The 25,898-nt window shown below is 67.3% G+C and carries 24 protein-coding genes; 16 read left to right on the plus strand and 8 right to left on the minus strand.

The genetic code is table 11. The features are described from left to right. Positions 1 to 357 precede the first annotated feature (357 nt). Positions 358 to 528: a DUF7838 family putative zinc beta-ribbon protein gene (locus tag MXF70_RS04830; RefSeq protein ID WP_248517876.1), complete on the minus strand. Its 171-nt coding sequence runs from the start codon at positions 526 to 528 to the stop codon at positions 358 to 360. A 556-nt stretch (positions 529 to 1,084) separates the two neighbouring features. Here MXF70_RS04830 and MXF70_RS04835 point away from each other — a divergent pair. The 3 genes from MXF70_RS04835 to MXF70_RS04845 all read left to right on the plus strand — a co-directional run bounded on the left by MXF70_RS04835 (position 1,085) and on the right by MXF70_RS04845 (position 5,577). Next, entirely contained in the window at positions 1,085 to 2,413 is a 1,329-nt protein-coding gene (locus MXF70_RS04835; protein ID WP_248517877.1) for a putative manganese transporter, read from the plus strand. Beyond that, complete coding sequence (locus MXF70_RS04840) at positions 2,414 to 2,893, plus strand: universal stress protein (RefSeq protein ID WP_248517878.1); 480 nt, start codon at positions 2,414 to 2,416, stop codon at positions 2,891 to 2,893. Between the two features lie 137 nt (positions 2,894 to 3,030). Further along, positions 3,031 to 5,577 (plus strand): heavy metal translocating P-type ATPase, encoded by a 2,547-nt coding sequence (locus MXF70_RS04845; protein ID WP_248517879.1) that lies wholly within the window; start codon positions 3,031 to 3,033, stop codon positions 5,575 to 5,577. Between the two features lie 186 nt (positions 5,578 to 5,763). On the opposite strand, the gene MXF70_RS04850 is transcribed toward MXF70_RS04845, so the two are convergent. Further along, positions 5,764 to 6,162, minus strand: a complete 399-nt coding sequence (locus MXF70_RS04850; RefSeq protein WP_248517880.1) for a PIN domain-containing protein — start codon at positions 6,160 to 6,162, stop codon at positions 5,764 to 5,766. Next, on the minus strand, positions 6,159 to 6,404 hold the full coding sequence (locus MXF70_RS04855) for an antitoxin VapB family protein (RefSeq protein ID WP_248517881.1): 246 nt from the start codon (positions 6,402 to 6,404) through the stop codon (positions 6,159 to 6,161). The genes MXF70_RS04850 and MXF70_RS04855 overlap by 4 nt, the downstream gene beginning before the upstream one ends. A gap of 117 nt (positions 6,405 to 6,521) precedes the next feature. Here MXF70_RS04855 and MXF70_RS04860 point away from each other — a divergent pair, with 117 nt between their 5' ends. Further along, positions 6,522 to 7,055, plus strand: coding sequence for a cob(I)yrinic acid a,c-diamide adenosyltransferase (locus MXF70_RS04860; RefSeq protein WP_248517882.1), 534 nt, complete (start codon positions 6,522 to 6,524; stop codon positions 7,053 to 7,055). A 527-nt stretch (positions 7,056 to 7,582) separates the two neighbouring features. Here MXF70_RS04860 and MXF70_RS04865 read toward each other — a convergent pair. After that, positions 7,583 to 8,464 carry a DUF7089 family protein gene (locus MXF70_RS04865; RefSeq protein WP_248517883.1) on the minus strand — a complete coding sequence of 294 codons (882 nt, stop codon included), beginning with the start codon at positions 8,462 to 8,464 and terminating at the stop codon, positions 7,583 to 7,585. 875 nt (positions 8,465 to 9,339) lie between these two features. Here MXF70_RS04865 and MXF70_RS04870 point away from each other — a divergent pair. The 4 genes from MXF70_RS04870 to alaS all read left to right on the plus strand — a co-directional run bounded on the left by MXF70_RS04870 (position 9,340) and on the right by alaS (position 17,653). After that, the gene (locus MXF70_RS04870) at positions 9,340 to 10,338 is read left to right on the plus strand and encodes a S49 family peptidase (RefSeq protein ID WP_248517884.1); all 999 of its coding nucleotides are present in this window, start codon (positions 9,340 to 9,342) and stop codon (positions 10,336 to 10,338) included. Positions 10,339 to 10,420: 82 nt separating this feature from the next. Continuing rightward, positions 10,421 to 12,463 (plus strand): PAS domain-containing protein, encoded by a 2,043-nt coding sequence (locus MXF70_RS04875; protein WP_248517885.1) that lies wholly within the window; start codon positions 10,421 to 10,423, stop codon positions 12,461 to 12,463. After that, complete coding sequence (locus tag MXF70_RS04880; RefSeq protein WP_248517886.1) at positions 12,463 to 14,709, plus strand: ATP-binding protein; 2,247 nt, start codon at positions 12,463 to 12,465, stop codon at positions 14,707 to 14,709. Before MXF70_RS04875 ends, MXF70_RS04880 begins: the two co-directional genes overlap by 1 nt. 115 nt (positions 14,710 to 14,824) lie before the next feature. Further along, positions 14,825 to 17,653: an alanine--tRNA ligase gene (gene alaS / locus MXF70_RS04885; RefSeq protein ID WP_248517887.1), complete on the plus strand. Its 2,829-nt coding sequence runs from the start codon at positions 14,825 to 14,827 to the stop codon at positions 17,651 to 17,653. A 231-nt stretch (positions 17,654 to 17,884) separates the two neighbouring features. Here alaS and MXF70_RS04890 read toward each other — a convergent pair whose 3' ends face one another. Then, the gene (locus MXF70_RS04890) at positions 17,885 to 18,442 is read right to left on the minus strand and encodes a DUF1684 domain-containing protein (protein WP_248517888.1); all 558 of its coding nucleotides are present in this window, start codon (positions 18,440 to 18,442) and stop codon (positions 17,885 to 17,887) included. A gap of 254 nt (positions 18,443 to 18,696) precedes the next feature. Here MXF70_RS04890 and MXF70_RS04895 point away from each other — a divergent pair, with 254 nt between their 5' ends. Both MXF70_RS04895 and MXF70_RS04900 read left to right on the plus strand, forming a co-directional pair. After that, positions 18,697 to 18,864, plus strand: coding sequence for a hypothetical protein (locus tag MXF70_RS04895; RefSeq protein ID WP_248517889.1), 168 nt, complete (start codon positions 18,697 to 18,699; stop codon positions 18,862 to 18,864). Positions 18,865 to 18,944: 80 nt separating this feature from the next. Further along, the gene (locus MXF70_RS04900) at positions 18,945 to 19,922 is read left to right on the plus strand and encodes an HhH-GPD family protein (RefSeq protein WP_248517890.1); all 978 of its coding nucleotides are present in this window, start codon (positions 18,945 to 18,947) and stop codon (positions 19,920 to 19,922) included. Positions 19,923 to 20,252: 330 nt separating this feature from the next. Here the strand turns inward: MXF70_RS04900 and MXF70_RS04905 are convergent, their stop codons facing one another. Further along, positions 20,253 to 20,858 carry a DUF7978 family protein gene (locus tag MXF70_RS04905; RefSeq protein ID WP_510631686.1) on the minus strand — a complete coding sequence of 202 codons (606 nt, stop codon included), beginning with the start codon at positions 20,856 to 20,858 and terminating at the stop codon, positions 20,253 to 20,255. 66 nt (positions 20,859 to 20,924) lie between these two features. Here MXF70_RS04905 and MXF70_RS04910 point away from each other — a divergent pair, with 66 nt between their 5' ends. From MXF70_RS04910 to MXF70_RS04930, 5 genes are all read left to right on the plus strand, one after another. Beyond that, positions 20,925 to 21,500 carry an NADPH-dependent FMN reductase gene (locus tag MXF70_RS04910; protein WP_248517892.1) on the plus strand — a complete coding sequence of 192 codons (576 nt, stop codon included), beginning with the start codon at positions 20,925 to 20,927 and terminating at the stop codon, positions 21,498 to 21,500. 139 nt (positions 21,501 to 21,639) lie between these two features. Further along, positions 21,640 to 22,269, plus strand: a complete 630-nt coding sequence (locus tag MXF70_RS04915; RefSeq protein ID WP_248517893.1) for a hypothetical protein — start codon at positions 21,640 to 21,642, stop codon at positions 22,267 to 22,269. Beyond that, positions 22,266 to 22,874: an IMPACT family protein gene (locus MXF70_RS04920; RefSeq protein ID WP_248517894.1), complete on the plus strand. Its 609-nt coding sequence runs from the start codon at positions 22,266 to 22,268 to the stop codon at positions 22,872 to 22,874. The genes MXF70_RS04915 and MXF70_RS04920 overlap by 4 nt, the downstream gene beginning before the upstream one ends. 124 nt (positions 22,875 to 22,998) lie before the next feature. Continuing rightward, a complete protein-coding gene (locus MXF70_RS04925) occupies positions 22,999 to 23,412 on the plus strand; it encodes an SRPBCC family protein (protein WP_248517895.1) in 414 nt (137 codons plus the stop codon). Positions 23,413 to 23,525: 113 nt separating this feature from the next. Next, positions 23,526 to 23,735, plus strand: a complete 210-nt coding sequence (locus tag MXF70_RS04930; RefSeq protein WP_248517896.1) for a zinc-ribbon domain-containing protein — start codon at positions 23,526 to 23,528, stop codon at positions 23,733 to 23,735. Between the two features lie 33 nt (positions 23,736 to 23,768). Here MXF70_RS04930 and MXF70_RS04935 read toward each other — a convergent pair whose 3' ends face one another. Further along, positions 23,769 to 23,945, minus strand: coding sequence for a DUF8107 family protein (locus MXF70_RS04935; RefSeq protein ID WP_248517897.1), 177 nt, complete (start codon positions 23,943 to 23,945; stop codon positions 23,769 to 23,771). A 123-nt stretch (positions 23,946 to 24,068) separates the two neighbouring features. Here MXF70_RS04935 and MXF70_RS04940 point away from each other — a divergent pair, with 123 nt between their 5' ends. Next, positions 24,069 to 24,386, plus strand: coding sequence for a hypothetical protein (locus MXF70_RS04940; protein ID WP_248517898.1), 318 nt, complete (start codon positions 24,069 to 24,071; stop codon positions 24,384 to 24,386). A gap of 69 nt (positions 24,387 to 24,455) precedes the next feature. Here the strand turns inward: MXF70_RS04940 and MXF70_RS04945 are convergent, their stop codons facing one another. After that, positions 24,456 to 25,859 (minus strand): CobW family GTP-binding protein, encoded by a 1,404-nt coding sequence (locus tag MXF70_RS04945; RefSeq protein ID WP_248517899.1) that lies wholly within the window; start codon positions 25,857 to 25,859, stop codon positions 24,456 to 24,458. Between the last annotated feature and the right edge of the window lie 39 nt (positions 25,860 to 25,898).

Consider the following 25,898-nt stretch of genomic DNA (forward strand, 5'->3'; position numbering starts at 1 on the left):
CTCCAGTGCGTGCGGTTCGGGCCCCATCGCTGCGGATTCGAGTAAGGCCGAACACCCACCTTGACCGCGGTGGGGTCAGATCATTGCCGCAGCAAGTTCCGGGCCCACAACACGAAATAGTCGAACGATTTAGCTCGTTCGGCTCTGCCTCGGCCGGGGTGCACTCCGGTCTGGCGACCGCCCGGGGCGGGCCCTGCGTCGGGTTTGCTCGAGTGGACTGGTGCCGTCGCTACGGGCGTACAATCAGCAAGACCACGAGCCGTCTCGGATGCGGGCGAACCCGGGGGTTTGGTCTCGAGTGGGCGATTTCCACTGGCCCACTCCCTTAGGTCGCGCCCTGCGAGATGCGTGTTTTCCTCAGGCCGTGGCCGAAGTGTCGACTGTCCCGTCGATAGTGACGAAGCCGTAGTTGCACTCTTCGCAGCGGAACTTTCGCTTTCGGCCGAGGTGGAGCTCGGTGCGTGCCGTCAGCCAGAACGTTTGCTCCTCGTCGCAGTCTGGACAGTATTTCTCGGCAGCGTCGCTCATTGCTCGATCGTGGGGGCCGCGAGGTTTGAACGTACTGATTTCTGTGAGATCTCGCCGATCGGGCCGATCGCCGTTCCCGTCGGACAGCTCGTGGCCCAGTTCGCCGCCCATTCTTTAAATAGTATATCGGATAACGCGATACCAAATTTGGTCCCAATTCTCCGTGGTGTTGACTTCCTCCGAACCGATAGATGAGTGGATTGAGGGCTTCTATTCCCCATTTAACGACGAATTGGCGGCGTCCACTACGACAAACCGCGTCGACCCCTGAACGTGAGGGTCCGACCAAGCGTACTGTCCTGTTCCCGGTTCCCTCTCCGGATTCGCTGCGGTATCTCGCCAACGCTATCGGCCAATCGGGGTCGTCAATCGTCTGCCCTGCGCACAATGATTAGACGCATCTAATGATTCTGTTAGAGGGAAACTACTTTATAGTTCGTGCCGACAACTACTTCTCGTACATGATGCAATCTGACTCCGCGTCGGCCGTCTCCTCTGGTCGACGCCCGGATCGCGAACGACTACATCGCAGACCGCCAGCACTGGTGACCGTCCAATGATCGGCAGGCAGGAAGCGATCGACATCTTCGCCTTCTCGGTCAGGGACGGGTTCGTCCAGGTGAGCGCTTTCGTCGCGATCACCGTCCTCGTGTTCAGCTACGTCCAGTACCGCACGGGCGGCCGCATCGTCACGTGGCTCGAAAACAACGAGCGACTCCAGCCTCTCGCGGGCGCACTGCTCGGCCTGACTCCCGGCTGTGGCGGTGCGATCGTCGCGATGCCGTTGTACGTCCGCGGGACCATCAGCTTCGGTACCGTCGTGGCGACACTCGCCGCGACGGCGGGTGACTCCGCGTTCGTCATTCTCGCCCTCGCACCCGAGGCAGCAGCGTACGCCTACGGGCTGGCCTTCCTCTCGGCTATCCTCTTCGGCTACGCGATCGACCTCTGGGGGCTCGGCGTCGGTCGCGTCGACAGCGCCGTCCAGCGGTTCAGCCGGCCTATGACCGACGGCGGCTTCGCGACGACGAGCGTCGCCGAAGGCGGCCCCAGCATCCCCGATTACGATCCGGGCGATTACGGGTCCACAGGAGCACAACCTCCCGGGGACGCCGCTGCCTCCACGGATGACGGCGCGCACTCGGACGACCACGCCCACGCACACGGGCATCACCACACCCAGGGTTCCGAGTACGGATCGGCTGGCGAGCCCTGGCTGTCTGGCCCGATGACGACCGTCAGCCACGGCGTTCACGTCCTCTGGTGGGTCGTCGCAATCGCGGGCCTGATCGCCGGCGTCGAGTACCTGCGTCGCGGTGCCCCGGAGGTCGCCATGGAGTTCGGGCCGACGTTCTTCGGGCTGTTCACGATCGCGGGACTGCTCGGTACGACGACGTCATTTTACCTCCACTTCGTCGGCCGGCGGTACATCGGTGAAGGGGAGGCAGGTCGGATCCGCGAGTCCTTCGCGAGCACGTACGAGACGTTCCAGCACGCGGCAATGGAGACGGCGATGGTTACGGTCTGGGTCATCGGCGGCTACCTCGCCTACGAGTACGGCATGGCGATCTTCGCCCTGGACATCGGTGCCCTGGCCGCGGCCGCCGGCGTGTTCGCGCCGATCGCCGGCGCTATGCTCGGACTCGTGCCGGGCTGTGCCCCCCAGATCGTCTTCGCGACGCTCTACGCCGAGGGGGAGATCCCCTTCTCGGCCCTAACCGCGAACGCGATCAGCCAGGACGGGGACGCGCTGTTCCCGCTGCTGGCGATCGACATGAAGGCCGCGATTATCGCGACGATCTACACGACGATCCCGGCCCTGCTCACCGGCGTCGCGGTGTACTACCTCTGGCCGTTCGCGAGCTTCGGGTTCGGGGTGGCCTGAATGTACGACAGCATACTCATCGCGACCGACGGGAGCGAGCCTGCGACCGCCGCGGCCCAGCACGCCGTCGACCTCGCTGCCGCGACGGGCGCGACCGTCCACGCGCTGTTCGTGGTCGACACCGACACCGGGTGGCTGACGGTCTCGAAGGCCGACGTGAAAGACTCGATCCGCGAGATCGGCGAAGGAGCCAGCCGGGAGGCGCTCCAGCAGGTCGAGCGCTTCGCGACCGAGGCCGACGTACAGTTGGCGACCGCCGTCCGCGAGGGCGCTCCCGAGGCGGAGGTCCTGGCGTACGCCGAGGAGGCCGACGTGGACCTCGTCGTGCTCGGGACGCACGGCCACAGCGCACTCAAGCGTCGGCTCCTCGGCAGCGTCGCCGAGCGCGTGATCAACGGTGCGAGCGTGCCGGTCACGACGATCGGCGTGGCAGCTGGCGACCAGCCGTCGACGCAGGAACCGTCGAACGACGACTCGTAGGCCGACCAATCCTCGGCAGACGGACCGGTCGCTCCGCAGAATTAACAACTCGAACACGATCACTTGCCAAGGTTAGCCACTGAGATGGCCGTTTTTCGCAGCTAGGTTAATAACGTGGAAGCGAGTAGGTCGAATCAATGACTGACGACGCCCCGGACGACGCAGCGGGAGCCGACTCCCCGGCCGCCGATCCCGCTGCTGGCGATCCTGTGGTTGACGACTCCGCGCCCGTCGATCCCGCGGCAGCCGATCCGGCGAGCGACGCTGGGTCGACCGCCACGGTCGACGTTCGCCTCTCGGTCCCCACGATGGACTGCGCTTCGTGTGCGACCACCGTCGGGAACGCACTCGACGAAATCGACGGAATCCTCGAGTATCAGACGCTCCCGGCGACCGGTACCGTGACGATCACCTACGACGAGACGGCGGTTTCCGCAGCGACGATCGTCGAGGGGATCGAGTCCGCTGGCTACGAGGTCGTCGATCCGCCGACTGGAGCGGGAAGCGGCGACGCGGGGACCGCCGCTGGCGATCGTGCGAATGGGGACGGCACCGCCAGCGGGCACGCAGATGCTGCCGGCTCCGGTGGCAGTCTCTGGACGAGCCCGCGGGCGCTGAAAACCCTCGGTGCAGGCATCCTCCTCGCCTTCGGGCTCGCACTCGAGTTCCCGCTCTCGGGCTCGAACCCCCACGTCGCGGATCTGCTGGGCAGCGAGTTGCATCTCGCGGACGCACTGTTCCTCGCTGCGGTCGCGACCGGTGGCCAGGAGATCTTCCGGGGCGGCTACGTCTCCGCCAGACAGCTGAGCCTCGACATCGACTTCCTGATGTCGACCGCGATCGTCGGCGCGATCGTCGCGAGCGTCGGGTTCGGCGAGGCGCTCTACTTCGAGGCCGCGACGCTCGCCGTGCTCTTCTCGATCGCGGAGCTGCTGGAGACCGCGTCGATGCAGCGGGCGCGCAGCTCATTCGAGGAGCTGATCGAACTTTCGCCCGACGAGGCGACAGTCCGGCGGGACCCCGCGACGACCGACGGGAGTGTGGGCTCCGAACGAGCGAGCGGGGAGCGCGAGCGACCCGCGAGCCGCGACGCTACCGAAGTGACCGTTCCGGTCGACGAGCTGGTGGTGGGCGACGTCGTGATCGTTCGCCCCGGCGAGAAGATCCCGGCGGACGGCGCGGTCGTCGACGGCGAGAGCGCGGTGAACCAGGCGCCGATCACCGGCGAATCCGTTCCAGTCGACAAGACCGTCGGTGACGAGGTGTACGCCGGGACGATCAACGAGGAAGGCTATCTGGAGATCCAGGTCACCTCGGCCGCTGGCGAGTCGACGCTCTCCCGGATCGTCGAACTCGTCGAGGACGCTCAGGCGAACAAGACAGAGCGCGAGCAGTTCGTCGAGCGGTTCGCGAGCTACTACACGCCCGCAGTCGTCGCGTTCGCGATCCTCGTGACGCTCGGAACGCCGTTCGTGATGGGCGTCACCTGGCCGACGGCGGTCGTCTACGGGCTGACGCTACTGGTGCTCGCCTGCCCCTGTGCGTTCGTCATCTCCACGCCCGTCTCGGTGGTTTCGGGCATCACCAATGCCGCGAAACACGGCGTGTTGATCAAGGGCGGCAACCACCTCGAGGCGCTGGGTGCCGTCGACGCGGTGGCTTTCGACAAAACCGGGACGCTGACGAAGGGCGAACTGACCGTCACCGACGTCGTTCCGCTGAACGGCAACGACGAGGACGACATCCTGCGCTGTGCGCAGGGGCTGGAGGCTCGCTCGGAGCATCCCATCGGCGAGGCGATCGTCGCGGAAGCCGGCGCGGCAGGGGTGGCGTCGGGCGAGCGCGAGGTCGAGGCCTTCGAGAGCATCACCGGCAAGGGCGTCCGCGCGGAGCTGGACGGTGAGCCCCACTTCGCGGGCAAACCCGACCTCTTCGACGAGCTCGGTTTCGACCTCTCACACGTTCACGCGACGACGGACGGCGGGGTCGTGACCCGAACGGCCCAGCAGCTCTGTGAGCGGAACAACTGTCTCGACCTGCTCGACGGGCTGGTCCCCCAGCTCCAGTCCGAGGGCAAGACCGTCGTGCTGGTCGGGACCGAAGACGAACTGGAGGGCGTCATCGCGGTCGCCGACGAGGTCCGCCCCGAGGCCACGCGCGCGATCAGTGCGCTCCGGGAGCTGGGCGTCGAGCGGACCGTCATGCTCACCGGCGACAACGAACGGACCGCCAACGCGATCGCCGAGCGGGTCGGCGTCGACGAGTTCCGCGCGGAGCTGCTGCCCGAAGAGAAGGTCGCGGCCGTCGAGGAGCTCGACGCGGAAACGGACGGTGGGGTGGCGATGGTCGGCGACGGGATCAACGACGCCCCCGCGCTCGCGACGGCGACCGTCGGCGTGGCGATGGGCGCGGCGGGCACCGACACCGCGTTGGAGACTGCCGACGTCGCGCTGATGGGCGACGACCTCTCACGGCTGCCCTATCTCTACGAACTCGCCGGGGACGCCAACGGCGTGATTCGACAGAATATCGTCGCCAGCCTCGCCGTGAAGGCCGGGCTCGCGGTCGCGGTCCCCTTCGGACTGGTGCCGATCTGGCTGGCCGTCCTGGCGGGTGACGCCGGGATGACGATCGGCGTGACCGGGAACGCGATGCGGCTCTCGCGGGTGGAGCCGGGAGAGTAGACGCAGTCGAGGATGCAGAAGATGTCGGAGCAGGAGATGGTGTAGCAGTAGAGCCAGTAGAAGGGTAGTAGCAGTAGAGTCAGTAGGGTGTGAGGCAGTCGACGACGTAGACGTAGTACGAACTGTACGAGGTCGTCGAACGTGGTTCAATCGCGGCCGAGTACTGGGTCGTGCAGTCGTCGCTGGCTACCAGGTCACGACCTGGAGTCCATCGACTGCCTCGAAATCGTCCGTGTCGGCAGTAACCACGGGCTCGTTGTAGACGAGTCCGGTTGCCGCGATCGTCGCGTCCCGAAACCCGATGTCCGGTTTCTCGTCGTGTTCGAGATGGACTCGGAACTCCGTTCCGGCTCGTCGTGCGATGTTCGCGTCGACATCGACGATCGGGAGGTTGCCGATCAGCTCCTCGTACTTCCGGGCGTTCCGGTTCGGACGCTTTCCGGCGCCCACAGATACGTACAGTTCCGTGAGCGTCGTCGCGGGAAGTCGCTGGGGAATACCTGCTGCCTCCTGTTCTCGGGCGAGCGCGATCGCGTCGTCGTCACCCTCGTCCAGGGCGATGAGAAACGACGTATCGAGGATCATCCGTCGTCGATCCCGAGCTGTTCGCGGAGTTCCGCCGTCTCCTCGGCGTCGATGCGATCCATTTCGTCCAGTTGCTCCCGATGGGCCTCGATTTCAGACTGCGATCGCCCGGTTCCCCACTCGGAAAGCCGCCAGTCGGACACCATCCGGTCGATCGCGTCGCTAAACGTCTCGTCGTCGCGCTTTCCGTCCGCGATTTCGGCGTACACGTCGTCGTCGAGACGAATCTGCTTCGACCCCATGCTGTAAACGTCGTTGACAACCACAATGAATCTGTTGCCGGATGCACTCTCGTCGCTCTCCGTGGGCCGATGCGATTCGGCGGGACACCCAAGTGAGTGCCCCACCTCCTCCCGGCCATGAAGATCTACACCGGCCGTGGCGACGAGGGAATGACCGACCTCCGAGACATGTCCCGCGTCTCGAAGACGAGCCCGCGGATCGAGGCCTACGGTACGGTCGACGAACTCAACGCCGTCGTCGGGACCGTCCGTCCCTCTGCGTTCGAGGACGTCGAGGAGGCGCTGGCGGCGATCCAGAACCACCTCCACGTCGTGCAGGCCGACTTCGCGAACCCCGATCCCGAGGAGGGCGATCCGGTCGTGCGAGAGGAGCACGCGGACGAGCTAGAGGCGTGGATCGACGAGTTCCAGGACGAACTCGAACCTCTGGAATCGTTCATTCTCCCCGGAGGGTCCGACGAGGGCGCGAAACTGCATCAGGCACGGGCAGTGAGTCGGCGAGCCGAGCGGCGGGCTGTGGATTTCGCCTCGCAGGAGGGCGCCAACGAGGCCGCGATGGTCTACCTGAATCGGCTCTCCGATCTGCTGTTCGTGATGGCCCGGCTCGTGAATCAGCGGGAAGGCGTCGAGGAAGAGAACCCGACGTATTGATCGGGGATGCGTGCTGGAGGGGCAGCAAATTGGAAGGGCCGCTTGGAAGCCCCCGACCGCTCGGCGATCCTAACTCGTTGCGCTCCTCGGCTCGCTTCACTCGCCTGCGGTGCTTACGTCGTTACGATCGCCGAGCGGTCGGCCCCTTCCATTTCCGGAAGAGCAAGCTCTTCCGGCCTTCGCAGCATCACAGATCCTGCTCAGTCCCACCCGATTCCGTTGGGTCGGTTCTGAGCACGATGGATCCCCGTTCGGCTGAACTCGACGGGGATCCAGGTGCTCCGCTCTGTGGACCGGTCCACCGAGCTACGCTCCTGGGAACCACGATGGGTGGGGCTTCGGAAGGGGCCGACCGCTCGTCGTGTTCCACCGACGCAAGCACCGGAGCCGAACGAGCGTAGCGAGTGAGGCGAGGAGCACAGCGAGGTAGAACCGTCGAGCGGGAGGGGGCTTCCGTACATGGTCGCTGTTTGCCCGGAGAAAAATTGACGACGTCCAAATCCTCCACAACCACTCTACCCTAGCCGCTACTCCAGGGCGTCGAAGGTCTTCTCCGCCCACTTCACCGCAAACGGAGCTCCCCGATTTCGGTATGCTTCGGTGTCGAGCGCGGCATATGGCGCTGGCAGCTCCAGCGCGTGCTTGACTGCCGCGCAGGCCAGCTCCGCGGCGTCGGGGAACTCGGTCTCGCCACGAGCGACCTCGCCAGCGAGGCCGTCGAGTCGGCCCTCCAGGCGATCCCCGGCGTCCTGCCAGGCGTCGCCGAGGGATGCCAGCTCGTCGGTGTCCGCGCCGCCAGCCTCGCCCGAATCGACCCACTCCCCGAACACGTCCCGCGTGTGCAGCCCCAGCCAGGCGTCGTACAGCGCCGCTGCGAGCTGGTAGGTGCCGGCGGGACCGAGCGGCGTCGCGTCGGCCAGCTCGGGGTAGTGGCCGCGGAAGAATCCCAGGAAATGTTCGGGTGGCACGCTCGTCGCGGGCGGCAATCCGGGGCCACCCGTCTCGACGCTCTCGTCCTCTGCGCCAGGGACACTCACGTCCAGCCCGAGGCTCACCAGCGCGTCGGCGAGCAGGAAGTCGACGAATGAGTCGGGCGACCCCTCGATTCGGGGCTTGACCAGCACCACCGGGGGCTCGGTCTGCCGCGTCCAAGCGATGCTACCATCGCCCGGCGCGCCGATCGTGAACTCGCTCCCGGCGTACTGGGCCAGCAGCGCCGGCGAATCGGCTGGCAGCCAGCTCGATGGGTAGCTGTGGGGCTGGAGCCGGTCGACGAGCAGGCCGAGATCCTCCGCGACCGCCGGATCCAGCGTCTCGAAATCCGTCTCGACGTCGAGGACCAGCGCCTCCGGGGCGTGGGCCTCGCGGACGGCCTCGACTGCCGGCGACAGCGCCCGCTCGCTGAACATCAGACCAGGTACGTGCCGACCAGCGCCAGCGTCAGGACCGCCGCGATGACGACCGTCGAGAGCACGATCTTCGTGGGCTCGCTCATGCGAAATCGTGCGTGGGGCTCGGTGAAACGCTTTCCGATCGCTCGTACGGCGAGGGGTGGGGTAGTGGGAAGTAATTCACCCCCGTGTGGGCTCTACTGAAGGGGATGCCCGAAAGCCCCCGGGCGCTCGATGCGCCGTCGGAGCAAGCTCCGACGAGGTCACACTCGCTTCGCTCGCGTGACTCCCGGGGCTCGATGCGCTCCTCAGTCGCTTCGCTCCCTGCGGTGCTTTCATCGCCCGGGGACAGCCGAGCCACCCGGCCCCTTTCGATGTGCCGGAAGATCGGAGATCTTCCGTACCTCGCGAAATCGAAGATTTCGCTCAGTCCCACCCACAGCCACAGCAACCTCGTCCTCCCCAACCTCCTCCTTCGCTTCGCTCAGTCGTCCCTCGCACGCTACTCGGGTGCTGACGCACCCGCGAAACGCGCGCCACCGCTACCTACCGAGCTTCGCTCGATTACACAAATTCCAGGGTGGGGCTGAGCGAGAGCGAAGCTCTCGCGAGGTACGAAGGATCGGAGATCCTTCGATACTCCGGAAGGGGCCGACCGGTCGACGAAGGACGACGACGCAAGCACTGGACCGAGCGAACGAAGTGAGCGAGGGAAGCGCGCAGCGAGTCGCCCGAGTCGAGCGGGAGGGGGCTTCCGTGGCTGCCTGTTGTCGAGTAGATTCCTGCGCTCCACTCCCTCGGTTTCCACGCACGTTTTTCTCGCCGGGCGTCGTCGCTTCGCACGTCATGGCACGACGACCCACGTCACCTCTCAACACTATAGGTGATCCTCGATGAACGACTCGCTCACGAACCTCCTCGCGCTCGCGATCACGATGGTCGTCGCAGCGATGACGGCGGCGGTCGGCGTGATTCTCTTCTGGTATCTCCCTGGATCGACCACGGAACTGCTCGGGGTGTTGCTCGCGATCGGCGCGACGATTCTCGGGCTCCGCGTGGGTCGCTCGATCGCCAGCAACGCCCTCAGCTCCTACGACGTCGCGGAGGTTGGGGTCGAGGGGCCGATCGTGCGCGAGGACGGCGGCTCGCCGCTCCCCTCGGCACCGTCCTCGGCGCCGGCGGACGAGATCGTCGAGCAGATCGAGCGCGCCGACGAGGACGGTGCGGTCGATGCACTCCTCTTGCACCTGAACACGCCCGGGGGCGAGGTCGTCCCGAGCGAAGACGTCCGGGCGGCGGCCGAGGAGTTCGACGGGCCGACGATCGCGTACACGAGCGACCTCTGTGCCAGCGGCGGGATGTGGATCGCCAGCGGCTGCGACGAGCTCTGGGCACGCGAGGGCTCGATGGTGGGCTCCGTCGGCGTCCGGTTCTCTCAGACGCGCTTCGACGAGTTCGCCGAGGAGCACGGCATCAGCTACGAGGGGATCGTCTCCGGCGAGTTCAAGGACGCCTCCGGGGCGCCGTTCAAACCCCTCGAGGACGCGGAACGCGAGTACCTCCAGGGGCTCTCCGACGCGTGGTACGAGCAGTTCGTCGACCGCGTCGCCGACGCGACCGGTCTCGACGCCGAGACGGTCCGGGATACCGAGGCGAAGGTCTATCTCGGCACCGACGCGGCGGAGCTCGGCTTCGTCGACGAGTTGGGTGATCGCGACGCCGTCGAGCTGACCCTCGCCGAGGAACTGGACCGACCCGAGGTCAGCGTCGAGCGGTTCGAACCCCAGCGTTCCTTCCCGCAGCGGCTCCAGGGCGGGACGGCCGCCATCGCGTACGCCTTCGGCGCGGGACTCGCCTCGGTCGTCTCCGGGGACCGACCCGAGATGCGGTAACCAGATTTCTGCCCAGGATCCGTCAGACGGCCGAGCGATCGGGCCGTCATCGTTTTTCCTCCCGCGCGAGTTAGATATTGCAATGGACGTCGTGGCGTACGACACGGTCGAGCCGGTCGTCGTCTTCGCGGCGAGCGACGCCGACCGGCGAAGCGCCACGACGATGACCGGCGACGGCGTCGAGCTGTGCTGCGTCGACGGGGTCGAGGACGCGCTCGCGATGATCGACGACAGCGGCAGGCGGACCGAGCGGCCCGACGGGCCAGTCGACTGCGTCGTCACTACCGACGAACTGAGCGACGGCACCGGAATCGAGCTCGCAGCGGCGGTCCGGGAGCGCGACGACGATCTCCCGGTGATCTACGTACCGGCGTCCGGGAGCGTCGAAGACGCGGAGGCGGCCACTGCGGCGGGTGCGACAGTCTACCTGCCACGAGGACGAGCGGCGTCCGGTGAGCTCGCGGAGCGCCTCGACGACGTCGTCGAGTCGTACGACCGTCGCCGGCAGCTCACGCGCGAGCGGGAGATGTTCGCGGCGCTCATGGAGAGCGCTCCGCTCCCGCTGTACGCCAAGGACGCCGAGGCGCGCCACGTCGCCGTTTCGTCCTACGTAGCCACCGGTCACGAGCAGTCGCCGCTTGGCACCACCGACGTCGATCTCTACGGCGATGGCGACGCGAAAGCGTTCGAGAGCTACCGCGACGATCGGTCGGTGATCGAGACCGGCGAGCCGATCCTCGAGAAGGTGGCACGCGGTGAGTCCGCCGTCGGCGAGAAAGGCTGGTACAGCACGACGAAACAGCCCTGGCGGACACCCGACGGCGAGATTCAGGGGCTCGTCGGCGTCACCAGGCCGGTCACCGCGATGAAGGAACGCGAGCGAGAGCTCGAACGCCAGCGCTGGCGGCTCGAGCAGTTCGCGGAGTTCACCTCGACGGAGCTGCGCGAGCCGGTCACCACCGCACTCGACGCGCTGGACCGGGCACGAGCTGCGGACGGATCGCTCGTGACGGACGCCGACGCCTCGCTGGCTGAGATCGACGACGCGCTCGATCGCATGCAGTCGCTGATCGAAACGCTGCTCACCATGGCTCGGCCGCAGTCCGAGCCGGCCGAACTCGGCTGGATCGACCTCGAGGTGGCCGGCGAGCAGAGCTGGGGCGCGATCGAGGGCGCCGCCGCCACGCTCGAGTGTGACGTCGACGAGGCGATCGAGATTCAGGCCGATCCCGACCAGCTTCACCGGCTCCTCGAGCATCTGTTCCGGGCCGTACTGGACCGCGAGTCGGCTGCCGCCGACAGCGTCCACCTCGGCCTCTCCGAGACGGGTTTTTTCGTCGAGTACGACGGCCCGCCGCTCGATCTGGATCCGGCGCCCGACACCGATCCCAACGAGTTCGAGTACCAGGGTGCCGGCCACCGGATGGCGATCGCCCGCGACATCGCGGAGGCCCACGGCTGGTCGATCGAGGCCACGCGGGAACCCGACGACTGCCTCCGATTCGTCGTCGACGACTGTCTGTTCCGCCCGGTCGCACTCGCCAGCGCCACCGAGGGCGCCCCGATGGATATCGGCCAGGCTGCCGACGTCGGCGACGCGGCGCCGCCTGGTGAGGCGACTCGCGAGGACGGACAGTGGACTGTCAGGGGCGGTGGTCGCAACGTCTGGCAGGACGTCCGCGAGTTCCACGGCGTCTGGACGGACGTGGCGGGCGACGTTCGCGTCGAGGCCCAGGTGACGGATCTCGAACCCGTCCACGAGCGGTGCAAGGCCGGCGTCGTGCTGTTCGATCCCGCAGATGGCGGCGTACTCTCCTCTATCGGGCTGACGGGAACCGTGGAAACCGAGTCGACCGGCCGGCCGGGGGATGGCGAGCCGATCACCCTCTCCCCGATCCCGGGCTGGGAGGGGACGGGGCTGTACTACCGGATCGACCGCGTCGGCGACCGGACGATCTCCTCGGCCTCTCGCGACGGCGAGGACTGGACCGTCGTCGATCATCGGCGGTTCCACGGGCCCGAGCGCGTCGCCGCCGGTCTCCTCGTCTGTAGTCACTCGACGGAGCGCCTGGCGACGGCGACGTTCGACGACGTCCGGGTCGTGCAGTTGGAGGTGAGCGAGTAGTGGAGTTCGCACCGCCGGAGTGGCGCCCGATCCGCGTGGCGGCGGTCGTCGACAGTGGTGCGGGTGCCACCGATCCCGACACCGCCGACGCCGGCGCGATGGCCCACCTCGATGCGGCGCTGGGCGACGCACCGGACGTCGCTCTCGAGCGGGTCACTCCCGAGCGCGTGCTGGAGCGGCTCGAGGCCACCTGCGTCCGGATGGATCCCGATCCCGAGCGCGTCGACTGCGTGCTCTGCCCGAGCGATCCTGGCGAGTGGGAGACCGCGGCGTTCGTCGCCGCCGTTCGCGAGGCAGATCCCGACGTTCCCGTGATCGTCCACCCCGAAACCGGCTCGGTCGACGAGGCCGCCGACGTCACGGCAGCGGGGGCGTCCCGGTATCTTCGACAGCCCGGGGCAGCCACCGACGCGACCGGCGGCGATGACCCGGACGCCACGACCGAGCTGCTGGAGGCCGTCCGCGACGTCGCCGATCGCCACGACGCGGTCCGGAACGACCGACTCTGTGGCCAGCTACTGCGCGTGATACTCGACGACCTCCAGCTGGCGATCTTCTTCAAGGACCGGGACGGCCGGCACGTCGCTGCGTCCGCCAGGATCGCCAGCGCGCAGACCGAATCCGTGCTCGGCAAGACCGATCTCGACCTCTACGAGGACGATATCGGGGAGCAGGCCCGGTCCGGCTACCGCGACGATCTCGCGGTCGCGAGAGACGGGGAACGGATCGTCGAGAAGGAGGAGCGCCACGAGGCCCGTCACGGCGAGGTCAACTGGTTACGTACGACGAAGGTGCCCTGGTTCGGACCCGACGACGAGCGCCGTGGCCTGATCGGCATCACCGAGACCATCGACGAGGCGAAGGCTCGCGAGACGGAGCTCGAGCGGGAGCGCCACCGGCTCGAAGCGTTCGCGAGCTTCGCGTCCCACGATCTCCGGAACCCCGTGAGCATCGCGAGTGGCTACCTGGGGCTCGCCAGGGAGACCGGGAATCCCACCGCGCTCGAGAACGTCGAGGAGTCGCTACAGCGCATGGCGACGCTCATCGACGACGTGCTCGCGCTCGTCCAGCCCGAGGACACCGACGAAACGATGGCGTGGCTGCATCTTCGGGACGCGATCGAACACGCGTGGGAGCGAATCGACGCGCCGCGGGCGTCGCTCTCCGTCGCGGTGCCCGAGGGCGTTGCGGTGCTGGCCGCGGACGGGCTGTTCACGCAGCTTTTGGAGAACCTGCTGAAGAACTCGGTCCAGCACGTCGGCCCCACCGTCGCGATCGAAGTCGGTCTCACCGCGACTGGGTTCTACGTCGCCGACGACGGCCCCGGCATCGACGCCGAGGATCCCGCCCGCGTCTTCGACTACGGCTACACGAACGGTGGCACCGGTCTCGGGCTGGCGATCGTCGATGAGGTCGCCGAGTACCACCGCTGGGAGCCGTCGGTCGGCGAGCCGATCGACGACGCGGTGGCCGTGCCCGGGACGCCTGATGGACCACCTGGATCACGGGGCTACGACGGCGCCTGTTTCGCGCTCGAACGGTGCATCCTCCGCACCGACGCCCATCGCCGTGCTACCGAGTGCGACCCCGTCGATCTCGAGGAGTCGGTCGACGTCGGCCCGGTGGCGACGGCTGGTGCCATCCAGCGGTTGGAGCCGGGCAGCGTGGTCGACGGAGTCGACGAGCCAGCCGGTCCGGCGGCCTGGCGCGTCGACGGTGGCGGGAAGAACCTCTGGCGCGACATCGAGGAGTACCACCTCGGCTACGCCAACGTTCAGGCCGACGTCCGGATCGTCGCCCGCGCCGTCGACGTCGAGCGCGTCAGCGAGTACTCGAAGGCCGGCCTGCTCGTCGGCGACTGGCCCGCGGAGGGGCATCCGCTCTCCTTCCTCGGAACGGTCGGCGCCCACGGCTGCGAGTCGATTCACCGCCAGACTGCCGACGACGTGCTCTCCATCCGGAACCACTCCGATCGATCGGCCGTCCCGATCTGGCTCAGACTCGACCGCGTCGGCCCGCGCGTGACCTGCTACCTCTCGACCGACGGCGAGGACTGGGCTCCGGTGGACCAGCACGTGCTCGACCTCGACGGATCGGTCGTGGCTGGTCTCGCCGTCTGTAGCCACAACGCGAGCAGTCGATCGACGGCCGTCTTCGATCACGTGCGGATTACGCCCCTGTCGACGGATTCGGCGTCGGCCGGTGGACTGCAAACAACTGAACGGACGCGATCGACGGACGAGTGACCGGTGCCCGATGTGGGCCGTTCGACCGCGGATTCGCTACCACCGAACCGCACGACTGCGACGCTCTATCGGCGTCCCGGAACCCTTTTCCACGGCGACCGGCAGATAGCTCTCAATGAGCGACCTCGAGGAGGAGTACCGTCTCGAATTCTTCGACCAGGAGGGGTTCGTCCGACGCGAGTGCGTCGAGTGCGGCGCCCACTTCTGGACCCGCGACGAGGACCGCGAGACGTGCGGCGAGCCGCCGTGTGAGACGTACACCTTCATCGACGACCCCGGTTTCGCCGAGGAGTACACGCTGGAGGAGATGCGGGAGGCCTTCCTGTCGTACTTCGAGGAGCACGACCACGAGCGCATCGAGCCCTACCCCGTCGCGGCGAACCGCTGGCGCGACGACGTTCTGCTCACGCAGGCGTCGATCTACGACTTCCAGCCGCTGGTGACGTCGGGCGAAACGCCGCCGCCTGCAAATCCGCTGACGATCAGCCAGCCCTGCATCCGGATGCAGGACATCGACAACGTGGGCACCACTGGCCGGCACACGATGGCCTTCGAGATGATGGCCCACCACGCGTTCAACGCCCGCGAGGACATCGAGGACGCCGAGCAGTACGCCTACGAGGGCGAGGTCTACTGGAAGGACCGGACGGTCGAGCTCTGCGAGGGCTTTTTCGAGTCGCTGGGCGCGGACGTCGAGGGGATCACCTACATCGAAGATCCGTGGGTCGGCGGCGGCAACGCCGGGCCCGCCATCGAGGTCATCTACGAGGGCGCGGAGCTGGCGACGCTCGTCTTCATGTCGATGGAGCAAGACCCCGAGGGCGAGTACGAGCTCAAGGACGGGAACCGCTACTCGAAGATGGACACCTACGTCGTCGACACCGGCTACGGGCTCGAACGCTGGACGTGGGTGAGCCAGGGGACGCCGACCGTCTACGAGGCGATCTACCCCGACCAGATCGCCTTCCTGAAGGACAACGCCGGGATCGAGCTGACCGAGGACGAACAGCGGATCGTCCACGACGCCGCCGCGCTCGCCGGCAACATGGACATCGACGAGGCCGAGGATCTCGAGGCTGCCCGCGACGAGATCGCCGCCGAGATCGGCGTCGACGTCGCGGATCTCGAGGCGCTCGTCGAGCCCCTCGAGAGCATCTACGCCATCGCGGACCACTGCCGCACGCTCGCGTACATGCTCGGCGACGAAATCGTCCCGAGCAACGTCGGCACCGGCTACCTCGCGCGAATGGTGCTGCGCCGGACCAAGCGACTCGTCGACGAGGTCGGCGTCGACGCCCCGCTGGACGAACTCGTCGACATGCAGGCAGAGCGCCTGGGTTACGAGAACCGCGATCACGTACGCGATGTCGTGCGAACGGAGGTCGAGAAGTATCGCGAGACGCTGGAGCGTGGCCGGCGCCGCGTCGAGGACATGGCTGCCGAACACGCCGACGCCGGCGAACCGATCCCGACGCCGGAGCTCGTCGAACTCTACGACTCCCACGGCATCCAGCCGGACATGGTCGAGGATATCGCCGCCGAACACGGCGCCGACGTCGACGTCCCCGAGGATTTCTACGGGCAGGTCGCCTCCCGACACGACGAGGACGCCGGAGGGATCACGGCCGCCGACGCCGACGAGCGGTTCGCCGACCTCCCCGCGACCGAGCAGCTGTACTACGACGACCAGCAGGGCACGGAGTTCGAGGCGGTCGTCCTCGACGTGTTCGAACGCGAGGACGGCTACGACGTCGTGCTCGACCAGACGATGTTCTATCCGGAGGGCGGTGGCCAGCCGCCGGACCACGGCACGCTCACGAGCGACGACGCGACCGTCGAGGTCACCGACGTCCAGATCGAGGACGGCGTGATCCGACACCGTACCGACGAAGAACTCGACAAGGGCTCGATGGTTCGCGGGAAGCTCGACGTCGATCGTCGCCGGCAGCTCATGCGCAACCACACCGCGACGCACGTCGTGATTCACGCGGCCCGACGGATTCTGGGCGACCACGTCCGGCAGGCAGGCGCGCAGAAGGGCGTCGACTCCTCTCGCATCGACGTGGCGCACTACGACCGGATCGACCGCGAGCAGGTCAGGCAGATCGAGCGACTCGCCAACGAAATCGTGATGGCGAACGTCTCCGTCAGCCAGGAGTGGCTCCACCGCAACGACGCGGAAGCCGAGTACGGGTTCGACCTCTACCAGGGCGGCGTGCCGCCGGGCGAGCAGATTCGGATCATCCAGGTCGACGCCGACGTCCAGGCCTGCGGTGGTACGCACGTCGCGCGAACGGGCGACATTGGCGCGATCAAAGTCCGCTCGACCGAGCGCGTGCAGGACGGCGTCGAGCGACTGACATTCTCGGCGGGCACCGCGGCGATCGAGGCGACCCAGCGTACCGAGGACGCTCTCTACGACACCGCCGCAGCGCTCGACGTCGACGTCTGGGACGTCCCCGATACTGCCACGCGCTTCTTCGATGAGTGGAAGGAGCGAGGCAAGCGCATCGAGGAATTACAGGAGGAGCTGGCCGAAGCCCGCGCTGCGGGCGGTGACGACGACGCGACGGAAGTCGAGGTCGGCGAGACCACTGCCGTCGTCCGGCGCATCGACGCCGAGATGGACGAGCTCCGCGCGACCGCGAACGCGCTCGTCGAGGACGGCCAGATCGCCGTACTCGGTAGCGGGGGTCCCGCGAGCGATGTGAGCGGGACGTCGTCAGACTCGTCTGACGGAACCAACGGCGCTCAGTTCGTCGTCGGCGTCCCCGAGGGCTGCGCGGTGAACGCCGGCGAGGTCGTCAGCCAACTCGCCAGTCGAGTCGGCGGTGGTGGCGGCGGCCCGCCGGACTTCGCACAGGGCGGCGGTCCCGACGCCGACCAGCTCGACGACGCGCTCGCCGACGCTCCGGAGATCCTGCAGGCCGTCGTCGACGCCTGACCGGCCGGCGACGGTCGCAGACAGATTTTTCACGGCTTTTGAGCAGCTACCAGTGCCACTGCTACAGCACCCTCGGGGTCCACAGGGGGTTCGCATGGTTCCCCAAGCTACCATCGGGTGGGACTGAGAAGGATCTTCGATCCTGCGGAAGTCGGAAGAGCTTGCTCTTCCGGGACTGGAAAGGGGCTTCCGAACGGTTTGTCGTAGCGATGACGTAGCCAGACCCCGCTCCTACTCCCAGCCTTTCTCCCCTGCCTCGATCGGGATCTCCAGCCAGTTTTCCTCGGGTGGGAGCGGACAGGAGAACGTCTCGCTGTAGGCACAGAACGGAGAGTACGCGACGTTGAAATCCAGTGGGATCACGTCGCCGGTCTCCAGCGCCCGCTCGGTCTCCAGGTCCATGTACCGCCCGCCGTCGTAGGTCACGGGCCCGGTGGTCTTGTCGCGGAAGGGGAGGAAGATCGCCGCGTCGGCCAGCGTCTCGTCGGGCTGCTGGTAGCCGTGGAGTTCGATCTCCGTGCCGTCCAGTTCGAACGCGAACGTCGCAACGCGATCGTAGCGAATCGACCGGCCGTCGCTTGTGTCGAGTTCGAGCTGTTCGGGCTCGTCGTGGATCGTGACCTCCGCTTCGACGCGGAATTTGGGGTCCGGGTCGAAGTAGTCGAGCCCGTCGAACGCGTCGCGCTCCTCCGGCGGGATCGGCGACTGTCGGTGCGTGTCGAAGAACTCGTCCTTCTCGGCGCGGCCGGTTTCGAGGTCGTCGGCCCAGCCAGGTGGCGTCTCGCTCATGGCGGGGTCTCGGCCGCGAGGCCGGATGAACCCCGCGGCTCGGTGACGCAGCCGGCGATCGTGCGGTCCGGCAACACCGCTGGCGGCCCGAATTCTGGACCTCCATCCACGCAACTCCACCCGATTGCCACCAATTTCCACTTCCACCGAGCTTCCGGCGCTCACTTACCCGTTACCGTCGGTAACGACCGATCACTCGCTGGCGCCGCAGTAGTGCCGTCCGACTGCACTCGCGGCCCTGCCGAGCCACAGCCATGTCCGACCACCCACCCCCACTCTCGACGCGCGTTCGTCGTCTCGCAGCCGCAGCGGTCGCGCTGGCCGGCGCGTTCGCGGCGTTGCAAACAGTCTACGGCTCGACCGTCCTCGCCGGCGTCGCCGTGCTCGCGATCCTCGCACTCGCGGCGATGGGCGTCCGGTAGCCCGGGCGATACGTGTTCGATCGACTCGCGTCCTTCCCGGACCGCACGAGTAAAGCGCCCCCGTCGGCAAGCCGCTGCCAATGAGTACCGAGGAGGGCGACGGCGAGTCGACCCCCACCGACCGCGATCTCCCCGATGGCGTCTCGCTCCCCGAGGACCTCGACGCCGTGCAGGACGCGCTCCTCTCCTGGTATCGCGAGGACCACCGCTCCTTCCCCTGGCGAGAGACCACCGATCCCTACGCGATCCTCGTCTCGGAGGTGATGAGCCAGCAGACCCAGCTCTCTCGCGTCGAAACGGCCTGGGCAGCGTTTCTCGATCGCTGGCCAGACGCTGCTGCGCTCGCCGCGGCAGATCGCGCTGACGTGGTCTCCTTCTGGACCGACCACAGTCTCGGCTACAACAACCGGGCGAAATACCTCCACGAGGCAGCCCGGCAGGTGACCGAGGGCGAGGTCGGCGGCGACGACCTGGACCCCGGCGAGTTCCCGACGGATCCCGAGGGCCTGCAAGATCTCCACGGCGTCGGCCCCTACACCGCCAACGCCGTCGCCTCCTTCGCGTTCAACGAGGGCGACGCCGTCGTCGACACGAACGTCAAGCGTGTCTGTTACCGGGCGTTCGACGTGCCGGACGACGACGCTGCCTTCGAAGCTGCTGCGAATGCGCTCATGCCCGCTGGCGAGTCCCGGGACTGGAACAACGCGATCATGGAACTGGGCGGGGTGGCCTGTGAGAAGACGCCGAGCTGTGACGAGGCCGGCTGCCCCTGGCGGCAGTGGTGCTCGGCGTACCACAGCGGCGACTTCACCGCGCCGGACGTACCAACGCAGCCGCCCTTCGAGGGCAGCCGGCGACAGAAACGCGCCCGCGTGCTCTCCGCGCTCTCCGAGCACGGCGCCCAGGAGCTGGACGAGCTGGGCCCCCGCGTCCGGGTCGACTACGCGCCCGAGAGCGACGGCGACGGGAGCCGGGAGTGGCTCCGCGATCTCGTCGAGGATCTGGCCGACGACGGGCTGGTCGCTCGCGAGGGCGACGTCGTCGAACTGCGCAGCTAACGTGCGAAAAGGACGAGAGACCGTCCGTACGTCGATGGGCAGAGCGAGCGACAGCCGGGAACCGATCGCTGCACATAGCCTACCGAAAAGGACGGAGTAGAGGATCCCCATCTTCGCGACCGTCGACGTCCTCTATCGCGGCGACCAGTCAGAGATCACGCGAGGGTAACGATCCACGCGAGCAGTCCCGCGACGATACCTTGTGCGATCGGTCCGATACCGGAGGTGTCTGATACGCCTCGTCTGCGAGAATGGGCCCCGGCGGTCATCACTGACCGCCGGCGTACTCTATTGTTCGATCTCCCTGGGTGGCGGGCTCTGCGGAGCGTCCTACAGCCGGGAGCCGACGTAGCCACCGATCCCGCCGATGACGACTGGGTAGACGATGCCCATCAGGAGCACTGTCATGAGGCCGAGTTTGGGAACGACTTCGGCGGTAATGCCCATCTGGGTGTCGGACAGTTCGAAGACGAACGTTCCGACGATCGTCAACACGACGTAGCCGATCGCCAGCGCTGCGCCAGCGATGGCAGCGTCGGTTTCGTCCGGGATCTCGAGGTAGCGCACGAGTGCGATACCCGCGACGAGCAACACGACGATCGGGATGATCTGATAGAGGAACTCCGGTGCCTCCAGCGAGCTCTCACTGATGAAGTTGTGCGTCTCCGATTGGCTTTGCCCCCCCGCCGACACGGTATACTTCGCGTCGACGAAGTGAGCGCCGTAGAGGATGTTCCCCGCTGCTCCAACGAGGTCGTCGCCGTCTTCCATCCCCGCGACGACCATCGCAACGAGAGCGAAGCTCACCACGTATGAGACGATACCAACTACGACGCTCTGCACGATCGGAACACGATCCATCAGGCCTCCCCCACGCTGTGTGGACATAGCCCCCGATTTTAGGGGATTATAGTTAACAATTCCGGTGGTAGTCATAGGCAATCACGTAGCGACCTGGTGGTGATCGCCGCACTCATCATCGCCTGAAATGAGTGCATCCGTATGGATGGTCCACACGTCGTCGCGATTCCGGGCAGCCTTCGTGAGGGGAGCTACACGCGCGTCGCGACTCGCCGCGCACTCGACGGCGTCGAGCGCGCCGGTGGCACCACCGAACTGATCGACCTCCGGGAGTACGACCTGCCGATCTTCGACGCCGACCACGACGAGGCCGGCGACGCGATCGATCTCGCGGATCGCGTCCGCGCCGCCGACGCCGTCCTCCTCGGCACGCCGATGTACCACGGCTCCTTCGCCTCGCCGCTGAAGACCGCGCTCGACTACTGCGGGTTCGACGAGTTCGAGGACGAGACCGTCGGGCTGCTCGCGGTCTCCGGTGGCGGCTTCCCGACGCCGGCCCTGGAACACCTCCGCTCTGTCTGTCGCGCGCTCAACGCCTGGGTGATTCCCCACCAGGTCGCGATCCCGCGAGCGCGCAACGCGATCGAAGACGGGGACATTCTCGATGACAGTCTCGACGAGCGGACGCTCGTGCTCGGCAGGCGGGCCGTTCAGTACGCCGACATCGAACCAGGTCCCGACTCCTTCGAGGGCGGCCAGAACGTGGGCGCTGAGTAGGAACGGGACTCCTGGGATCAGAGGGAATGGCGACAATCGAAACGAACCGCTTGGAAGCAGCTCTTTCCTCCAACCACCCACTCCCCAGCATCCACTCCAGAACGCACGACTAATGGGACCCCTCGCCCAAGCCCGACCAATGAACGAGGAGACCCGCTCCTGGGTCGAGCTCCTCGCCCTCCAGCTCGCGGGGTTAGTCGTCGCAACGCACGTCTACTGGGGTCTCGATCGCTTCACGGAGCAGCTGCGCTATGGGGTCTACGTCGATCCCCGGCCGCTGCTGTTCGTGGTTTCGTCGGCAGCGATCATCGCTGGGGTGGCCTACGTCGCCCTCGGCGGCCGGCGCACACCCGTCTACGTGCTCGGGATCGTGCTCATGCTGGTCTACATCTTCGGCTACTGGGGCTGGCACCTGATGGGGCATCTCCCCGCGTTGCCGTGGGTCGAGAACCAGCCGCATCCGCATCCGGAGTGGGGTCCCGTGGAGACGCTGTTCCAGCACCTCGGAGAGGACGATCTCGCGCTCGTCTCCAAGATCGTCGAGGCTGCGCTGGCGATCGTGCTCGCGTGGCTCTGGCTGGGCGAGCGCGGACGCACGGCCGACGACAGTTCCGCATCGCCGAGTGCCGACCCCAACTCTGCGTCGGGTACCGATCCCGACTCTGCGCCGACCGCCGACCCCGATCCGTCCGAGACCGGCGACCCCAACTCTGCGCCGAGCGACGATCCCGAGCCACCGTCCGACGGCGCCGGGAACGACCAGCCGTGACGGCCACCGACCCCTACAGCACAGTCGCCGAGCGAGCCAGCGCCGCCTTCGAGGTGCAAGGGTCGGAGTTCATCGGCTACGTCGCTCCAGTGGAGAGCGAAACTGCGGCGGAGGCGTTCACCGACGAGATCGCCGCGGAGTACGACGACGCGACCCACGTCGTACCGGCCTATCGCGTTCGGACAGAAGACGGCTATCTGCGGGAGTATAGCAACGACGACGGCGAGCCCTCCGGCTCTGCCGGGAAGCCGGCGCTCAACGTGCTCCAGGGGCAGGAACTCGAGAACGTCGCCGTCGCGATCGTCCGGTACTACGGTGGGACGAACCTCGGTGTCGGCGGGCTGGTATCTGCCTACGGCCGGTCGACGGCGGACGCGATCGAGGCCGCGGGCGTCGTCGAGCGTGAGCCCCACGAGCAGTTCACGGTCACCGTCGAGTACGACGATTCGGGATCGGTTCGATCGGTGCTCGAAGGCGGCCCTGGCTCCTTCGACGCCGCCTACGAGGAGCGGGTGCAGTTCGTGGTCTCGGTGCCGAGCGTCGAGGCCGAGGCACTCCGGGACCGCCTGCGGAGCACGACCAGCGGCCGTGCCACGATCGAGTAGCTGGCGGGCTCGAACCGGGAAGACACGTCTTCTTTCGCACCGATCGCACCCGTCCGGCTCCGGCCCTACCACCTCCACACCACTTCGCCCGAACGCTTAGGTGCTACCCGCCGAAGGCCGGCGTATGCGCACGGTCGAGGTCTCGCAGTTCGTCCAGGCGCCGCCGGGGGTGGTCGAGCGGGCGCTGGATCCGGCGTCGATCGTCGAACACGAGGGGAGCTTCGAGGTTCGTCACGTGGAGGAGCGCGACGGCGACGTCCACGTCGTCGCCGGGGGCGCGGGACTCGAACTCTCCTTTCGGTTCGAACTCCGTGAGAACGGCATCTTCTACGAGCAGATCGAGGACGAGGGAGCGCCCCTCGAGACGATGGAGACCGATCTTTCCTGGCGATCCGAAAACGAAGGCACCCGCATCGACGCGACCTCGACGGTCAGCATGGGCGTCCGTCCGCGGACGATCACCGACCGGATCGCGGGCTGGAAGCGCCGCGGCGAACTCCGGCGCGCTCTGAGCTCGGTTTCGGACGCCGTCGGGTGATTCCTGCGGCGAACGCCGCCGTGGCACCCGAACGCTACGTTCCGGCGAGCGGTTCTGTCCCGCGAGCGCACAGCCGGGGCGTCGCTTATCGGGCTGGACGCCAAAGCCGGACCATGGGTATTCTTGGCACGGTCGCGGAGGTCTTCCAGGCCTCGAACCAGACGACAACGACCGACGGCTCCAAGGGCGCGTACTGGTGTCACGACTGCCAGGAGCGAATCCGCGACGTCGACGTGACGGGGGAGGGCGCCCCGGACTGCCCCGGCTGTGGCGAGGCGATGTCGTTCGAGCGCTCGACCGACGGCGCGGGCTGTGCCTGTTGAGTCCGCCGCCGGAGCTACAGTTTTCGATCGCACTTACTGCGTGACGACGTGCGTAATCGCCATCAACAGGAGCGTGCCGATGGCGAAGCGAACGAGCGAGAAGGCGACCACGTCGAGGAACTCCAGCCCGCGGAGTAGCATGTAGACGAACGCCGCCGAGAGCAGGAGGTTCATCACGAAGTGAACTCTGGGGTCGCCACGACTCTGCATGGCCGGCTCTGGGCGGCGGTGCATCTTAAGTCCCGGCGCTGGACCGACTCCGTCCGTCGTTCGACCCGCTGGATCGACACTCGTCGTTCACTGTTAACTTTCTGCACACCGAACGTACCGGGGATGGAGCTCCGGAACAGCGACGGCAGCCCGATCGATCCGGTGCCGTTCCTGGTCGTCGCGCTGCTGGGAATCTGCGTCGCGATGGCGTGGGGGCCGCTCTACCTACTGAGCCACGGACTCGGCGAGCCGCTCGCGATCGGGGTCTCGGGCGTTGTCGCGCTCGGAACGGTCGTGGTCGCGTTCCACCGGTTCGTCTGGACGGAGAATCCCGATCGTCGCGAGGAGGTGCCGGTCGGCGATCGGTTCCGGACGCTGCTCTACGCGATCGCCGCCGGGGTGCTCGTGCTCATGGCGTTGCTCGCGCTGCTCTACGTGTAGAGATTGCACTGTCGTACGTGGTGAGCCCACGCCGCGAGACGTTGATCGGTCCCGTGGAACTGCCTGCCCTCACCGCGCTGGATCGAACCCCTCGGCGTCCCGGGGCGAGAACTCGATGCGCTCGTCGTCAGCCTCGCTGGCGGGGAGCCCGGCCGACTCGGCGGGATCGTCGTCGCCGAGCCACCCGTCCTCTGGATCCCACTCCTCGTCGGTGACGAGCGCGTCCTCCAACGCCGCGAAGATGGACTCTTCTGGCACGTCCCGACCGATGAACACCAGCTCGCTGCGCCGGTCGCCGTGGGGCTCCTCCCACCGTAGCTCGGGATTGTTCGACCGGTAGAGGTCGGCCTCGATATCGGGCAGGCTCGCGATCCAGGGGCCGACCCCCTCGACGCTCGCCGTCGGCCCGGCCTGACTGTAGAGTAGGGCGAGATCCTCCCGTCCGGCGGCCCAGAAGAGCCCTTTCGAGCGCACGACCGCCGGTGGCAGCTCCGAGAGCACGTCGAGAAGTCGGCCCGGGTGGAATGGTCGGCGGCGTCGGAACGAGACGGAGTCGACGCCGTAGACTGCTTCCGGATGTGCGTGACCGTGGTCGCTGTGGCCGTGGTCGCTGTGATCGTGGTCGTTATGATCGTGGTTAGTAGGGCCGTGATCACCGTGGTCGGCGCGGTGGTTGTGATCGCCGCGATCGCGGTCTCCGTGCCGGTGACCGCTTTGCTCCAGGCCGGCCCTCGCGTCGGAGTGCCCACCCACCGTAGCAGTCTCCTGCTCGGCGTAGTGTCCGGTCTCGAGGATCTGATCGAGAGCCACGTCTCCGTGGACCGTCCGATGGACTGGAGCGTCAGCGTTGAGCGCGCCCAGCAGCGCCTCGGCCGCTCCCACCTGCTCGTCGCTCAGACGATCGCATTTGTTCAGGAGGAGGACGTTCGCCGTCTCGATCTGCTCGATCACGAGGTCCGAGAGCGGCCGGTCGGTCGAGCCTGGCGCGGTCTCGCGTTGGACGCGCCCCTCGAGTCCGCCTTCGCCCTCGACGTCGCCGCCGAAGGTCTCCCAGAATCGGGGCGCGTCGACGACGGTCACCAGCGCGTCGAGGTCGTAGATCGCGGCGGCGCGGGAGTCCGTGACGAACAGCCGGCCGACGGGGCCGGGCTCCGAGATGCCCGAAGCCTCGACGACGAGCACGTCGAACGCCCGCTCCTCGGCCAGTCGCGCGACCTCGGTTTCGAGATCGTCCTGGAGCTCACAGCAGATGCAGCCGTTGGAGAGCTCCGCGACTCCGCCGTCGGCGGCGAGGTCCGAGCCCGCCGCGAGCAGGTCCGCGTCGACGTTGACGTCGCCCATGTCGTTGACGAGCACGGCGATCCGGCGATCGCCGGCGTGGGTCAGCAGGTGGTTCAACACGGTCGTCTTGCCGGCGCCCAGCGGTCCGGAGAGCACCGTCACCGGGATGGGGTCCCCGCCCTGCCCTGTCATCGTGGCCAGGGAACGGGCCGCGGGCACTTGAGCGTGTGG

This window comes from Salinarchaeum laminariae (assembly GCF_023204835.1).
GTDB lineage: Archaea > Halobacteriota > Halobacteria > Halobacteriales > Salinarchaeaceae > Salinarchaeum > Salinarchaeum laminariae.